Below are 13656 nucleotides of genomic sequence, written 5' to 3'. Positions count from 1 at the left end.
CCGTTGAGTGCGGTGCGCGGTCCCAGCTCCTTGGCTTCGGCCAGGCGGCGTTTGGCGTCCTTGGCCGAGATCCGCAGCCGACTCTTCAGCACGGCCTTCCACGACTTGGCACCCAACTCGACCGGGGAGGCTTCACGTTGCAGACCGGCGATGATCCGGTGCGATTGGGTGGGTAGTTGGCGGGTCAAGGTCTCCCACGGGTCCAGCGTCGACAGCATTTCGGGATGGGTCAACGTGTCGATCCCGAGTGCGGCCACCCTGTCGTAGGCGGCGCGCATCTCGGCGATCGCCTCGAGCAGGGACCCGTCTTCCATGCTTCGAACAGTAGTTCGACCCACCGACAAGAAATCCCGCGTTGTGACTCCTGAAACCCAAGTGACACAAGGGAATTGCTCTAGGGGTCGAGTGCCTTGGCTCGCTGTGGTGACGGCCCACGACGTAGAGGTCGAGATCGGCCTGGACGCGTTCGAACCCGCCTGGTTGACGTAGGGCTCACCGCCCTCGGTGTAGGCGGTGCTGTCGGTCGAAGTGAAGAGGTACCTAGTCGTCGCCGGCGGCGACGAGTGAGCGCAGATGCACCGTGGGGTTGTCGCGCTGGAAGCCTTCGAGGCGCCACTTCGTGGAGAAGAGCACGAGGATCACGCCGTCGGTCCGCGTGAAGACCTCTACGGACGGCTGGCGCTGTAGGAACTCGACGTCGCCCACCTCGGCGACGCGCGCGACGGTGTAGGGGAGTGGCTCCAGCTGGATGGGGGCGCTGAGTTCTCCCGCCATCCGGTGGGTGGCCACTTCGAACTGCATCGGCCCGACCGCGGCGAAGACGGGTGCCTGGTCACCGCGACGGTCCGAGCGCAGAACCTGAACGACGCCCTCTTGTTCCATCTGCTCGATGCCCTTTCGGAACTGCTTGTGCTTGCTGGGATCCGTGCCGCGGGCGACGGCGAAGTGTTCGGGGGAGAAGCTGGGGATCGGCGGGTACTGCACGGGAATGTCGCGGTAGAGCGTGTCACCGGGGCGCAGCACGTTGGCGTTGGCGAGCCCGATGACGTCACCCGGCCACGCGGTGTCCAGCGTCGAGCGCTGTTGACCGAACACCGACTGCGCGTACTTGGTGACGAACGGCTTGCCCGTGGTGGCGTGGGTGAGGACCTCGCCGCGCTCGAACGTGCCCGAGCACACTCGCGCATATGCGATGCGGTCGCGGTGAGCGGAGTCCATGCCTGCCTGAACCTTGAACACGAACGCGCTGAAGGGCGAGTCGGCGGCGCGCCGGTGGCCTTCGACGTCGAGCTGCCCGTTGGGCGACGGCGCGAGCTGGACCAGCACGTCGAGCAGCTGGTTGACACCGAAGTTCAAGGCGGCCGAGGTGAACAGGACGGGCGTCGATTCGCAGCCGAGGAACGTCTCCCGGTCGTAGTCCGAACCATCGGCGGCCAGCAGCTCGGACTCTTCGACCGCGTTATCCCAGTCGATGCCCGCGGCGTCGTGCGCATCGACGGGAGCGATGTGCTCCTCGGGGGCGGCCTTGGCGCCACCCGCCGTGCGGGTGAATCGGATGAAGTTTCCGGTGCGCCGGTCGAGAACGCCCTTGAAGTCTCCGGCAATGCCGACGGGCCAGGTCAACGGGGTGGGCCGGAGACCGATTCTGGCCTGGATCTCGTCCAGGAGCTCAAGGGCGTCGCGCCCCGGGCGGTCCCACTTGTTGATGACCGTGATGATCGGGATGCGGCGAAGCCGGCAGACCTCGAAGAGCTTGAGCGTCTGAGGCTCCAGGCCCTTCGCGGCGTCGATGAGCATCACCGCGCAGTCGACGGCGGTGAGCACGCGGTAGGTGTCCTCGGAGAAGTCGGCGTGCCCCGGGGTGTCGAGCAGGTTGATGACGCAGGCCTGGCCGGCGGTGGCGTAGCGGAACTGCAAGGCGGTCGACGTGATCGAGATACCGCGCGCCTTCTCCATGTCCATCCAGTCCGACACGGTGGCGCGGCGGCCGGACTTGCCGTGGATTGCGCCTGCCTCGGTGATGACGTTGGCGTGCAGAACCAGAGCCTCGGTCAGCGTCGACTTGCCTGCGTCGGGATGGCTGATGACGGCGAAGGTTCTGCGCCGTCGCGCTTCGGCGGTGATGCGGTCTGACGCCCGCCCGTCGGCGGCCGTCATGACACCTGGGGCGTTGTCGGTCATTGCGCCCTCGATGGTATTGGGCGGATGCGGCAATCGATAAATCGTCGTCGCCGGCCCCGGATTGGCGCACGGCGCCCCAGCGCTGAGCGTCCCCTGACCGGAAGTTGAGAGTTACCTGGGCATCCGATCGCAGCCCTGTCGACCTAGACAGCGGCTAGCCTAACCTAACTCCCGGTTCGATCGACGGGAGAAACGTGCAGGGCATTTTCGTTGGCACGTTTCTCATCGGCTTGCGCGAAGGACTCGAAGCCACCCTCATCGTCAGCATCATCGGCGCCTTCCTGACCAGGAACGACAAGCTCGTGCGGCCGATGTTCATCGGGGTCGGTCTGGCCGTCGCGATAAGTGTCGCCGTCGGGGTGGGACTGGAGATCCTGTCCGCCTCTCTGCCCCAGCGGCAGCAGGAGATGCTGGAGACGGTCATCGGCGCCATCGCCGTGGTCTTCGTGACCACGATGATCCTCTGGATGAACCGCAACGCGTTGCGCATGAAGGGCGAGTTGGAGCGCGAAGCAGCTCAGGCGATCAACGACGGCGGCGCCCTCGCACTCGCCGTCATGGCCTTCCTCGCCGTGCTCAAGGAGGGATTCGAGACGGCGGTCTTCCTGCTCGCGGCCGCCCAGGCATCCCAGGGCAATCGGTGGTTCGCCATCTCGGGCGGCGTGGCGGGCATCGCCGCGGCGATCGCCATCGGCGTCGGGATCTACTTCGGCAGCCTCAAGCTCAATCTGGGGCGGTTCTTCCGCATCACGGGAGTCTTCCTGGTGTTCATCGCCGCCGGTCTCGTGATGAGCAGCCTCCGGACGGCGCACGAGGCCGGCTGGATCACGATCGGCCAGCAACGGGTGTTCGACCTCTCCTCCTGGATGCCGACGAATTCCGTTGTGGGTGCGGTGATCACGGGAATGTTCGGCGTTCCCACCGACCCACGCCGGATCGAGGTGCTCGGCTGGCTGCTGTACGCCGTCCCGGTCCTGATCGTGTTCGGATGGCCCGCGCGGATGGCGCCCGGCGCCGCGTCGAAGCGGCGCATCATGGCGGGCATCGCCGTCGCACTCGCCGCCGCCGCGGTGGCGATGGCGGTCTTCCTCCCGGCGGCCGGCGGGGCTTCGCCTGGACCGACGAGGACGGTCGCCACCGCGGACGGGGGCAGTGTCACCGCCACCCTGCGGGCCGACGGCGCTGCCCGTGTTCTGGTGATCGCCACGGCCGACGGCAAGGATCAGCAGGTCCCGCTCAGCGCGGCAGGCCAGCAGACGGTCGACGGGCTCGACGGCGACGTCTGGCAGGCCACGGCCCCCGCCGACCCCGGGCTGACCACGACGCCGATCGGCCTCGGGCAGCTCGCCAACCTGACCGGCGGACGTCTGCCGGTCGGACTGGGCAACGCGCGCACGCCGGGACCGTTCGACGCGAAGTGGAGCGCCCGCACCGTCTACACCGTGCTCGCCCACGGCGACGACGTCGTCGCGGCCGAGGCGGCCAGCACCCGCGTGGCGACGCTCGATGGCGGGGGACTGACCGGACCGAAGACCGTCAGCGTCGGCGGACTCGCCACCGACTGGACCACCGCCACCGGCGACGACCAGGCGATCGCCGACGGGATCGCCCAGTCCGCCCTGGACCGAACCGAGCGAACGCTGTGGACGGTATGGCTGCCAACGGTACTGGCGATCTCGGCCATCTTCGTCGTCCTCGCCGCGGTGCGCACGAACCGCAGATCATCGAAGAACGAAAGGGAACAACTGAAACATGGCCACCACGGAGAATCACCTACCCGCGACGAGATCCGTGTCTCGTAGGGTCCTGCTGACCGTACCGGCCCTGGCCGCCGCGGCCGCCCTCGTGGTCAGTGCGTGCGGCTCCAGCACCGATGCCGCCAAGAGCACGGCGAGCAGCGCCGCCACCAGCGCCGCGAACGGGGTGAACACCGTGAGCGTGACGTTGGCGAACGACGGCGGGAAGGACGGCTGCTCGCTTGACCCCAAGAGCGTGCCCGCAGGCCCGGTGACCTTCAACGTGACCAACAGCAGCGCGCCAGGCATCACCGAGATGGAGCTGCTCAAGGATCAGCGCATCGTCGGGGAGAAGGAGAACCTGGCGCCCGGGCTCGATCCCGTGTCGTTCACGGTCACCCTCGACGACGGGAAGTACGAGGTGTACTGCCCGGGCGCAGGAACCGAGTACCTCGATCTCGGGGTCACCGGCCATGCGGCCGCCGCCCCCACGGGCACGGTGCCGACGATCCTGAGCCAGGGCACAAAGGACTATTCGGCTTACGTGGTCGATCAGGTCAACCAGCTCGACACCGGAGTGAAGGGACTCGACGCGGCCGTGCAGTCGGGCAACGTGGACGCCGCCAAGGCGGCCTACGCCAAGGCTCGGCCCTTCTACGAGCGGACCGAGTCCAGCGTCGAGGGCTTCGTCCTGCCCGGCTTCGCGGTCGACGACAACGCAGGAAACCTCGACTACCTCGTCGACATGCGCGAGTCCACGCCGGTCGACGAGAAGGTCGGCTGGAAGGGTTTCCACGCGATCGAGCGAGATCTATACCAGGGCAACGCGATCACCCCGGCCACGAAGGCCTTGAGCACCGAATTGGTTGGCAACGTCGGCAGGTTGGTGACTGTTGTCTCGCCCCTGCAGTTCAAACCCGAGGACCTGGCGAACGGCGCCGCGGACCTGATCGAAGAGGTGCAGAACACCAAGATCACCGGCGAGGAGGAGGGTTTCAGCCATATCGACCTCGTCGACTTCGCCGGAAACGTCGAGGGAGCGCAACAGGCCTACGCCTCGCTGCGTCCCGGCTTGCAGAAGATCGATGCCGCCCTTGTCACCACGCTCGACCAGCAGTTCCAGACCGTGTTGAGCACGCTCGACGGGTACCGGGCCACCTCGGCGCCCGGCGGATACAGGGTGTGGACCGCGCAACTGCGCGGCACCGACGCCCCCAAGCTGACGGCCGTCGTCCAGCCGCTGCACGAGAGCCTTGCGACCGTCGCGCAGAAGGTGGTCTCGGCCACCTGATGTCGAGCGACAGGCAACCGCCCGCAGACCAGGACGCCACCCTCGGAGAACCCACTCCGGGTGTCTCTCGGCGCGGAATGCTCTCGGGCGCACTGCTCGCCGGACTCGGCGGCGCGGCGATCGGCGCCGCAGGTGGCGGTTCGGCGGCGTGGGCGCTGGCCTCCTCGGAGACGTCCGCCCAGACAGACGCCGGGGATTCCGTCGATCTGCACCAGAGCTACCCGTTCTACGGGCCGGGCCATCAGGCCGGGGTCGCCACGCCGCCGCAGCGGCACAGCGTCTTCATGACGTTCCGCCTCGCCGACACGGCTTCCAAGACCTCACTGCAGACGCTGCTGGCGCGCTGGTCGGCGGCGGCAGCCGTTCTGCAACAGGGCAAGCCCGTCGGGTCGATCGAGCCCGACCGCGACGTGGCCCCGCCGACGGACACCGGTGAGGCATTCGGCCTCAGTCCCGCCAGCCTCACCGTCACTGTCGGGCTGGGCCCTTCGCTGTTCGACGGCCGCTTCGGCCTCGCACCGCACAAGCCGGCGACCTTCTCGGCGTTGCCAACCCTCAACGGTGACACCCTGGATCCGAAGTTCACCGGCGGCGAGCTCTCCCTGCAGGCGTGCGCCGACGACCCTCAGGTCTGCTATCACGCCGTGCGCAACCTGGCGCGCGTGGGCCGCAACGTCGTCTCGCCGTTCTGGGCGGTGCTGGGCTTCGGTCGCGCGTCCGCAGGGCCCGGGCAGCAGACGCCACGAAACCTGATGGGGTTCAAGGACGGAACGCGCAATGTCGAGACAGATGACCAGTATTCGCGGTACGTCTGGGTCCAGAATGGCGACCAGCCGTGGATGGAGGGCGGCACCTACCAGGTGGTGCGCAAGATCCGCATGCTGCTGGAGACGTGGGACACCGATCGGATCGGCAATCAGCAGCGGATCTTCGGGCGGCACAAGCAGGAGGGCTCACCGCTGACCGGCACCGCCGAGATGGACACCCCCGACTTCGCCGCGAAGGACCCGTCGGGGACACCGGTGATCAACCCGCTGTCGCACGTCGCCCTGGCCGCCCACGAGAACAACGGTGGGGTGCTGATCCGCCGTCGTGGTTACAACTACACCGACGGTCTCGATCCCAATGGCCAACTGAACGCCGGGCTGCTGTTCATCTCCTATCAGAACGATCCGCAGAACTTCATCCGACTGCAGAACCGGTTGGGCGCCAACGACTTCCTCAACGAGTACGTCCGGCACATCGGCTCGGCGATCTTCGCGATCCCGCCCGCTCCCGAGCAGGGCCACTACCTCGCCCAGACGCTGTTCGCCTGACGCGGCCACCCGCGTACGACGCGCGGAGTGTCGAAGTCGCGGTTGTCGATGAGGATGCTCGCGTGGCGCTGCGGGTCGGCGGCTGCGAAGTACATCCGCTGACAACGGAAATCGCCTAGTTCACACAGGGCACGCCGCTACCCGTGATGGGAGCACCCTGGTCGGGAGCCGGATAGTCGGTGCTGCCGACGCCGATACCAAGCGATTCGCCCCCGGAGGGCGCGGTGGCGAGGCTGCCGATGTCCGCGGGAAGTGCGTAACCGCCGCCCAGTACGACGCGGACGTGCCCGGCGGCCACGTCGGAATGGGGTTGCGACGGCGCGGCGACGTCGAGCATCGTCGCGACGGATTGAGCGGCCGCGGAGCCGCCGGTGCCATACTCGATGGCCGTGGTCGACGACTCGTCGGAAAGCGCACCGCTGATCTGGCCCGTTCGGTATCCGTTGTGGCTCAATAGGTTCGATGCCTCGGTGGCCAGGCCCTTCACGCCACTGGCGTTGACTACGTCGACGGTGACGTCGGATGCCGGGATCGGTGTCGGCGGGGACGAGCCGCCGGCGAAGGTGGTGGCGACCAGGGCGCGGATCGCCGAGGGGTCGACGATGTTGACGTCCTGGCCGCCGACCGTGTCATACCGCAGCACCGGCAGCGTCTGGTACTGCACGTGGCCGCCTGCGAGCTCGCCGATGCGCTGGAACAGGTCCTGATTCCAGCCGCTGGACAGCACGATGTCCTGTCGCGCGATGTCCATGAGCCCGTTCAGCTTTCCCACGTCGGTGAACGTCCCGGAATCCTGCAGCTGCCGGATGACGGAGATCAGAAACGCCTGCTGTCGGTGGGTGCGGTCCAGATCTCCATTGTCGAGGCCGTGGCGCTGTCTGACGAAGGCGAGGGCCTGTCGGGCGTCCAGTGTTTGACGCCCGGCGGGGAAGTCGGCACCGGAGTAGCTGTCGTGCACCGCGTGGTTCAGGCAGACGTCGACTCCGCCGAGACTGGCGGCGACGTCATAGAAACCGGCCAGGTTGACCTCGGCGAAGTAGTCGATCGGCGCGCCAGTCAGTGCCCGCACCACGGCCAACGTCGCCTTGCGGCCGGCCTCACGGCCCTGGCTCTCCAACGTGGACTGGTCGGTGACGCCGTCGTCGGCGAGCTTCTGCTCCGCGTTCGCCTTGGTCAGCCCGTACGCCTCCTTGATCTTGATGTGGCGGTTCCCCGGCACGATTCCCGACACGTTCACGTAGTCATCGCGGGGAATGGAGAACGCCTCGACACCGCCATCCGCAGCGAGGTGCACCAGGATCAGGGTGTTGGTATTGTAGCCACCGGACGTCGAGTCACCCGCGTGCAGTTGGTCCAGCACGTCCTGCGGCAGGTCGTTGCCGTTCTGATCCTTGCGGGAGTCCAGACCGATCAGAAGGATGTTGACCGCGGTGCCGGTGGACCGCGGTGCGTCGGCGCCCAACGCCTGCGACACGGTGATCCCGCTCAGCAGGCCGTGAAAGGTCCACCAGCCGGCGCCCGTGGCTGCCAACACCAACGCAGTCATCAGTGCCGCTCCGGCGCGGAGGAACTCCGATCTGCGTGGCCGGCGAACAGCGGGCCACGACCAGCGGGATCGTGTCGGCATGGAATGACGACGCGCCTGTCCGCCCATCACCGCCGCCTCCGATTCGTCGCCATCCCCACCTTGCGCGAGGAACCTTGAGACTTGGCTGAGAATGTGGCGGCAGTCACCGTCGGCGTCCAGCCGAGATCAGCGTTGATCGGCCGCAACGGTGGCTAGGTCACACCCGGCCTTACACACTTCACACAGTAGATCCACCGATCGGTGGCTCGCCAGTCGGCGTAGCGCCGAGAAGGCCCGCTGCACAGGTGTCGACAACCTCTCGCAGCTCGGCCTCGGTCAGGCCACCGAGCCCTGTCGCCGATCGGAGGAACGGCCCGAACAGTCGCCAACCCAATTGCAGTGCAAGGGTGTTCGCTGCCGCGATGCGGGCTTCGGTCTCGGTGGGATGGAGGTCCCGCGCGACGTCGACCATCATCGTTGCGCCGGGGAAGCGTTGCTGAAGTTCACCGACCGGAAAGCCGTCGAGGATGGCCCGCGCCAGCACCTTCCAGTGGCGCTCGCTCTGCGCCTCGATGGCCGCCCGCGATCCGCTGGATTCGAGCAGTGCGGACGTCTGCCGGGCCAGGTGCTCGAGAACGGCCCCCACCAGCTGGTCCTTGGTACCGAGGTGGCGGAATATCAGCCCGTGGTTGACCCCCGACCTGGTCGCCACGTCACGGATGGACGTCGCGGCGGGTCCTCGTTCGGCGAACAGGTCTGCGGCATGGGTCAATACCGCCGAGACGACCTCGTCGCGACCGACCGGCGACTTCTCGTCGTGGCCGGCACGCGCTGCCCCCTCTGTAGTCATCTGACTACACTAAGGCCACGAGGCCTGTAATCGGTCGACTGCAGCACTCGAATCGCCAGACGATCGGAGAACCTCGTGACCGCATCGACGACATCGACCCCCCGCCCGGATCGGTCGGGCCAGGCCGTCGGTCCCATTCCGCTGCCGGGGTACCCCCTGGTCGTGGGCCCGTTCAGTCACCTGACCGCCGAGCGCGACCGACTGCGCGCCCTGAGGTGGCGGAACTTCGACGCTCGCCAGGCGGGTGCGACCGTCGGCGCCGAGATCACCGGCGTTGACCTGACCGGGCCGCTGACCGACGACGTCATCGACGAACTCCGCCGGGCCCTTCACGACTACAAGGTGATCTTCTTTCGGGACCAGCCACTGACCCCAGCCGGGCAGGTCACCTTCGCCCGACGGTTCGGGGAGCTCGAGACCCACCCCGTCATTCCCGGCAACCCAGACGAGCCGGAACTGGCGCGCTTCGAGAAGGGTGCCGCCGTCGGAGGATACGAGAACCAGTGGCACCACGACGTCACGTGGCGGGCGCTTCCGTCGATGGGGACGGTGCTCCACTCGGTCGCCGCCCCGCCCCTCGGAGGCGACACGTTGTTCGCCGACATGTACGCGGCCTACGACGCCCTCGACGACGACACCAAGGCCACCATCGAAAACCTCGACGCCGTCCACGATTTCACCCGCGCCTTCGGTCGGCTCATGCCACCGGAAAGGCTCGAGCAGATGCAGTCCGAGTTCCCGCCGGTGCGTCACCCCGTGGTGTGCACCCACGCCGTCACCGGGCGACGGCATCTGTACGTCAACCGGATCTTCGTCAGCCACCTCGAGGGCCTGGAGCCGGACGACGGCCATCGCCTGCTCGACCGGCTCTGCCGACAAGCTGACTACCCCGAACACCAATGCCGATTCCAGTGGACCACGAACGCGGTCGCGTTCTGGGACAACCGGGCCGTTCAGCACTACGCCAGCAGCGACTATTGGCCCGAGACGCGAATCATGCAACGAGCATCGATCGTGGGTCCGCGGCCGGCGCGCTAGACGGCTGGCGAGCCTGCGACCGTCTCACCGAAGCGCGGTCAACAGATCGTCGAGGGCGTGCTTCTCCGTCGCGGGGTTGGGACTGCCGTCCCGGAGCGCGGTGAGGACGGCGTCGATCCGGCCGTCGACGGCGGTCCAGGTGGCGTCGTCCATGGGCTGGAGCTTGGTTTGGCCGTCGTCCCAGGCGGTTTCGAGGTCCTTGACTCTGGCTGTCGCACCTGTCTGGTCGCCAGCCTGCACCTTGGATAGCGTGTCCTGAGTGATCGTGCGGAAGTTCGCGACGTCCGCCGCCGGGAAGTGCGCGGTCACCTGTCCTGGGACGAGGGGTGCGCTCACGGCCGGAGTTCCAGACTCCGCCTCGGTCGACGGGGCCGTGTGCGGTCGAGCATTGGCCCCGGTGAGCAGCGCGCCGGTGGCGACCGCGACGACCACGAAGTAGCCAAGCATGGCCCGTTCGCGGGCGGCGCGCGGGATCGGCCGCGCAGACACCCTTGGTCCTTCGATGACGTCGGCCCGGGTGAACGACAGATAGACAACGGTCACGAGGATCGCGACGAGGAAGATCACGCTGGTGACCGCCGTGCCGAGACCCAAGCCGCTTTCAGCCTTCGACAACCCCAGCCAGTCGCCGAGGTTCGCACCCAGCGGGCGAGTCAGAATGTAGGCGAGCCAAAAGGACAGCACCGCGTTGGCGCCCAAGCGCCAGCCGATCACGATCGCCACGATCAGGCCGGCCGGTAAGAGCACTGCGGCACCAGGCGCCCAGCCGGTGATCTCCAGCGTCCAGTCGCCTACCGCCGTCCCCAGCGCGAACGTGACCAGAATTGCGAGCCAGTAGAACAACTCTCGCCGCCTGGTCACGATGCTGTGGATCGACAGCGTCCGCTCACGGGCGAACCACGCTCCGAAGACGACTGCGAGGACGGCCGCGAAGACGCTCGTACTCAGAACCAACGGAACGCCAAGGCTGTCGGTGAGGATGTCGGTGTAAAGCGTGCCCGTCACGCTCAGCACGACGACCGCGAGCCAGTAGACGAACGGCACGTAGCGGTCCAGAGTCAGCTGCCAGCCCAGTACGGCAGCGAGCACCACCGTGAAGATCACCGCGGTGGGGATCAAGCCGACCCCGAGTGTCATGTTGATCCAGTCGGCGAAGCTCTCGCCCACGGTCGTGCATAGGATCTTGATGACCCAGAACCACACCGTGATCTCGGGCACCTTGCTCAGCATCACGCGCGGGGACTTCACCGCCGCGGCTTCTGTCGTCTCGCTCATGACGCCGGAAGGTATTGGCGGGTCGCTGAAGGCACGCTGAGAGAGCTGAATGCCTGCTGTCCTCAGCGTGATCACAGTGGGTCGGACCCACGCTGTGCCCATGCACGAGAGCCCTCGGGGCGCGGCGGCCCGCACGCGGCGCCGACGCACGTTCTGGGAATGGTGGACGACGCGCATCGTCGTGACCGCGATGCTCGTCGCCGTGGTGGGGGGTGGCCTCTACGCGAATTTCGCGTCAGGCCAGGGTTACGCGCCCTGGCAGGACAGGGCGTCGACATTGTTGCGTCAGGTCGGGTTTGGCGGCGCATTGGACGCCTACGAGAACTGGTTGTACAGCAGGCACGCACCTTCGGACAGGCCACCGGACGTGCGCGGGCTGCTCGCGACGACGAGCGGGGCGGCCACCGTGGCGAAACCCTACCCATTTCTGCCTCCGCTGCTCCTGACCGCGGACGGCCTGGGTTGGCATCCCATGGTTCGGATCCCAGGTGAACAACCGATGGTCTATACGGCTCTGCTACAACCCGACCACTTTCACCGCAGTGTCGTGGTCGCATCGGCATTGCTCCGCGCGGTCGGTCTGCAGGCTCACTTGGTCGCGGGGACGGCCGAACCACCAGGGACCAACTCACCTGGCCGGATCCCGGCTGCGCAGTTACCGAAAGTGGTCGCCGCCTTCAATTCTGGTTTCAAGATGAGTGCGCATCCGGGCGGCTTCCTTCTCGACGGCAACCGCGTGCGCGACCTCGTCGACGGGAAGGCCTCGGCGGTGATAGACGACCGGGGCAGGCTGACCGTTGGCCAGTGGGGTCGCGACGTGCGGATGACATCCCACGTCCGGGCAGTCCGCCAGAACCTCGCGCTCGTCGTCGAACAGGGCAGGCCGGTAGCGGGACTGGACCGCAACGTAGACCTCAGGTGGGGTAGCGCACGGAACCAGCTGCAGTACACCTGGCGGTCGGGGCTCGGCGTCACGGCGCACGGCGATCCGGTGTACCTGGCCGGCGACCGACTCAACCTGGCCACCCTCGCTGCGGCCATGGTCCAAGCCGGCGTGGTGACGGGGATGGAGCTCGACATCCATTCGGGCCTGCAGTTCTTCAGCACTTGGCAGGGTGACGGCGCAGGCACTCCGCAGCCGCACCGCCTGCTACCGACGATGGTCGGACCCGCGGAACGCTACGTGCAGCCCGACATCCGCGACTTCTTCTACTTCACGACGCCGGTGGCGGCCAACTGAAGGCGCCGAGAGCCGCTCTCAGCCCCGTCTCAGCGAGTTTGCGGAAGCTTGTCGGCATGAGGCAACTTTCGGCGGGCGGAACCGACCTCCGACACCGGCATCGCGCCGGGGCATCGATCTGGTGGGTGTCCGCGCTGCTGGCCGGCTTTGCCGGCCTGGGCGTGGTCGCTCACGGTGCCATGCACGGGACGGCCCTCGATCACGACGTTGTCCGCTGGATGGTCGATCAACGCCAGACCTGGCTGACGACGATCGCCATCGCGATCACCAACGCGGGCAGCCCCGTGGCGATGGGTTTGTTGGCAGTGATTGTGGCGGCCGTCCTCTGGTGGCGGCGGCGCTCGATCATTCCAGGTCTGGTCGTCGTCTCGACTCTGGCCGCTGCCGCCGGATTGAGCACGCTGACGAAGGGTGTGGTCGGGGCCCAACGTCCGTCGCGCTCCACCCAATTGGTGTTGGAGATCGATCCCTCCTTTCCGTCTGGACACGTCACGGGAACCCTGGCACTCACCGGCATCGTCGCGGTCGTCCTGGGGCGCGGCCAATCGGTGAGGACGTGCGTCGCGTTGGCGGCGGGCGTCATCGTGCTCACATCCGCCGTCGCACTCACCCGCCTGTACCTGGGCGTGCATTGGCTGACCGACATCGGGGGCGGGATCCTGCTGGGCGCCGCCGCGGTGCTCGTCGGGGCGCTGGTGCTGCGAACGGCCACGATCGCACGCACCGGCATCGGCGAGGATCGGAACGAGTCGCCTGCGACCGTGGCGTCCCGGGTGGCATGATCCGCTCAGTCGCACCGCGACGGATACCCTCGGCCGAGACGGGGAGGGGCGATGTGGATCAGGCTCGTGGAGCGCTCTTGCCGCTGATGAGACGGCCGCGGACCTGGTGGAGACCCCGGTACTGGGGGATCTCCGCTCGCTCGGCCTTCGTGTCGGCGACGGTGGTGCTCGTCGCGTTCGTGATCGCGGGCGCGGGTCTCGCGGTCATCCTGTACCGCTCACTGCTCGGCGGCGTCGACGACGCAGCCGCAGGGCGCGTCACGGACATCGTGGCCGCGCTGCAGCACGACACCGCGGCGGAACTCGATGGCGCGCTCACGACCACCGATCAGCGAATCGTCACAGTGCAGGTCATCGACCATGCCGGAGTCGTGGTTCAG

General features: G+C 67.5%; 11 protein-coding genes and 1 pseudogene. 7 read left to right on the top strand and 5 right to left on the bottom strand.

The features are described 5' to 3' along the window. Together QOI01_RS00130 and QOI01_RS00125 are read right to left on the bottom strand one after the other, a co-directional pair. Positions 1–314 (bottom strand): DUF222 domain-containing protein (locus tag QOI01_RS00130; protein ID WP_526377442.1); only part of this gene is annotated, 314 nt, incomplete at its 3' end. A 226-nt stretch (positions 315–540) separates the two neighbouring features. Beyond that, a complete protein-coding gene (locus tag QOI01_RS00125; protein WP_526377440.1) occupies positions 541–2181 on the bottom strand; it encodes a peptide chain release factor 3 in 1641 nt (546 codons plus the stop codon). 194 nt (positions 2182–2375) lie between these two features. Between QOI01_RS00125 and efeU the strand changes: the two genes are divergently transcribed. From efeU to efeB, 3 genes are read left to right on the top strand one after another with little or no spacing between them, the layout of a single operon-like run. Next, a complete protein-coding gene (gene efeU / locus QOI01_RS00120) occupies positions 2376–3983 on the top strand; it encodes an iron uptake transporter permease EfeU (protein WP_526377438.1) in 1608 nt (535 codons plus the stop codon). Continuing rightward, complete coding sequence (efeO, locus tag QOI01_RS00115) at positions 3973–5208, top strand: iron uptake system protein EfeO (protein ID WP_526377436.1); 1236 nt, start codon at positions 3973–3975, stop codon at positions 5206–5208. The genes efeU and efeO overlap by 11 nt, the downstream gene beginning before the upstream one ends. Beyond that, positions 5208–6524, top strand: coding sequence for an iron uptake transporter deferrochelatase/peroxidase subunit (efeB, locus tag QOI01_RS00110; RefSeq protein ID WP_526377434.1), 1317 nt, complete (start codon positions 5208–5210; stop codon positions 6522–6524). The genes efeO and efeB overlap by 1 nt, the downstream gene beginning before the upstream one ends. A gap of 115 nt (positions 6525–6639) precedes the next feature. On the opposite strand, the gene QOI01_RS00105 is transcribed toward efeB, so the two are convergent. Then, positions 6640–8151, bottom strand: a complete 1512-nt coding sequence (locus QOI01_RS00105) for an LCP family protein (protein ID WP_526377432.1) — start codon at positions 8149–8151, stop codon at positions 6640–6642. A 178-nt stretch (positions 8152–8329) separates the two neighbouring features. Continuing rightward, entirely contained in the window at positions 8330–8941 is a 612-nt protein-coding gene (locus QOI01_RS00100; protein WP_526377430.1) for a TetR/AcrR family transcriptional regulator, read from the bottom strand. 75 nt (positions 8942–9016) lie between these two features. Between QOI01_RS00100 and QOI01_RS00095 the strand changes: the two genes are divergently transcribed. After that, positions 9017–9979, top strand: coding sequence for a TauD/TfdA dioxygenase family protein (locus QOI01_RS00095; protein ID WP_526377428.1), 963 nt, complete (start codon positions 9017–9019; stop codon positions 9977–9979). 24 nt (positions 9980–10003) lie between these two features. On the opposite strand, the gene QOI01_RS00090 is transcribed toward QOI01_RS00095, so the two are convergent. Beyond that, positions 10004–11254, bottom strand: a complete 1251-nt coding sequence (locus QOI01_RS00090; RefSeq protein ID WP_526377426.1) for a COG4705 family protein — start codon at positions 11252–11254, stop codon at positions 10004–10006. A 100-nt stretch (positions 11255–11354) separates the two neighbouring features. Here QOI01_RS00090 and QOI01_RS00085 point away from each other — a divergent pair, with 100 nt between their 5' ends. The 3 genes and pseudogenes from QOI01_RS00085 to QOI01_RS00075 all read left to right on the top strand — a co-directional run. Then, positions 11355–12494, top strand: coding sequence for a hypothetical protein (locus QOI01_RS00085; protein WP_526377424.1), 1140 nt, complete (start codon positions 11355–11357; stop codon positions 12492–12494). A gap of 56 nt (positions 12495–12550) precedes the next feature. Continuing rightward, the gene (locus QOI01_RS00080) at positions 12551–13276 is read left to right on the top strand and encodes a phosphatase PAP2 family protein (protein ID WP_526377422.1); all 726 of its coding nucleotides are present in this window, start codon (positions 12551–12553) and stop codon (positions 13274–13276) included. Positions 13277–13362: 86 nt separating this feature from the next. After that, positions 13363–13656 (top strand): annotated as a pseudogene (locus QOI01_RS00075) (two-component sensor histidine kinase); the annotation flags it as partial.

Origin of the sequence: Mycobacterium sp. (assembly GCF_032162605.1) — a bacterium.
Taxonomy (GTDB): domain Bacteria; phylum Actinomycetota; class Actinomycetes; order Mycobacteriales; family Mycobacteriaceae; genus Mycobacterium.
Note: the sequence above shows the minus strand (reverse complement) of the source record. Positions and strands in the feature narration are given on the sequence as shown.

Bases quoted from the DNA above. Each gene is read 5' to 3' on its own strand.
- QOI01_RS00085 (WP_526377424.1), top strand. From the start codon at position 11,355: ATGCACGAGAGCCCTCGGGGCGCGGCGGCCCGCACGCGGCGCCGACGC.
- QOI01_RS00090 (WP_526377426.1), bottom strand. From the start codon at position 11,254: ATGAGCGAGACGACAGAAGCCGCGGCGGTGAAGTCCCCGCGCGTGATG.
- QOI01_RS00125 (WP_526377440.1), bottom strand. From the start codon at position 2,181: ATGACCGACAACGCCCCAGGTGTCATGACGGCCGCCGACGGGCGGGCG.
- QOI01_RS00105 (WP_526377432.1), bottom strand. From the start codon at position 8,151: ATGCCGACACGATCCCGCTGGTCGTGGCCCGCTGTTCGCCGGCCACGC.
- efeB (WP_526377434.1), top strand. From the start codon at position 5,208: ATGTCGAGCGACAGGCAACCGCCCGCAGACCAGGACGCCACCCTCGGA.
- QOI01_RS00100 (WP_526377430.1), bottom strand. From the start codon at position 8,941: ATGACTACAGAGGGGGCAGCGCGTGCCGGCCACGACGAGAAGTCGCCG.
- QOI01_RS00080 (WP_526377422.1), top strand. From the start codon at position 12,551: ATGAGGCAACTTTCGGCGGGCGGAACCGACCTCCGACACCGGCATCGC.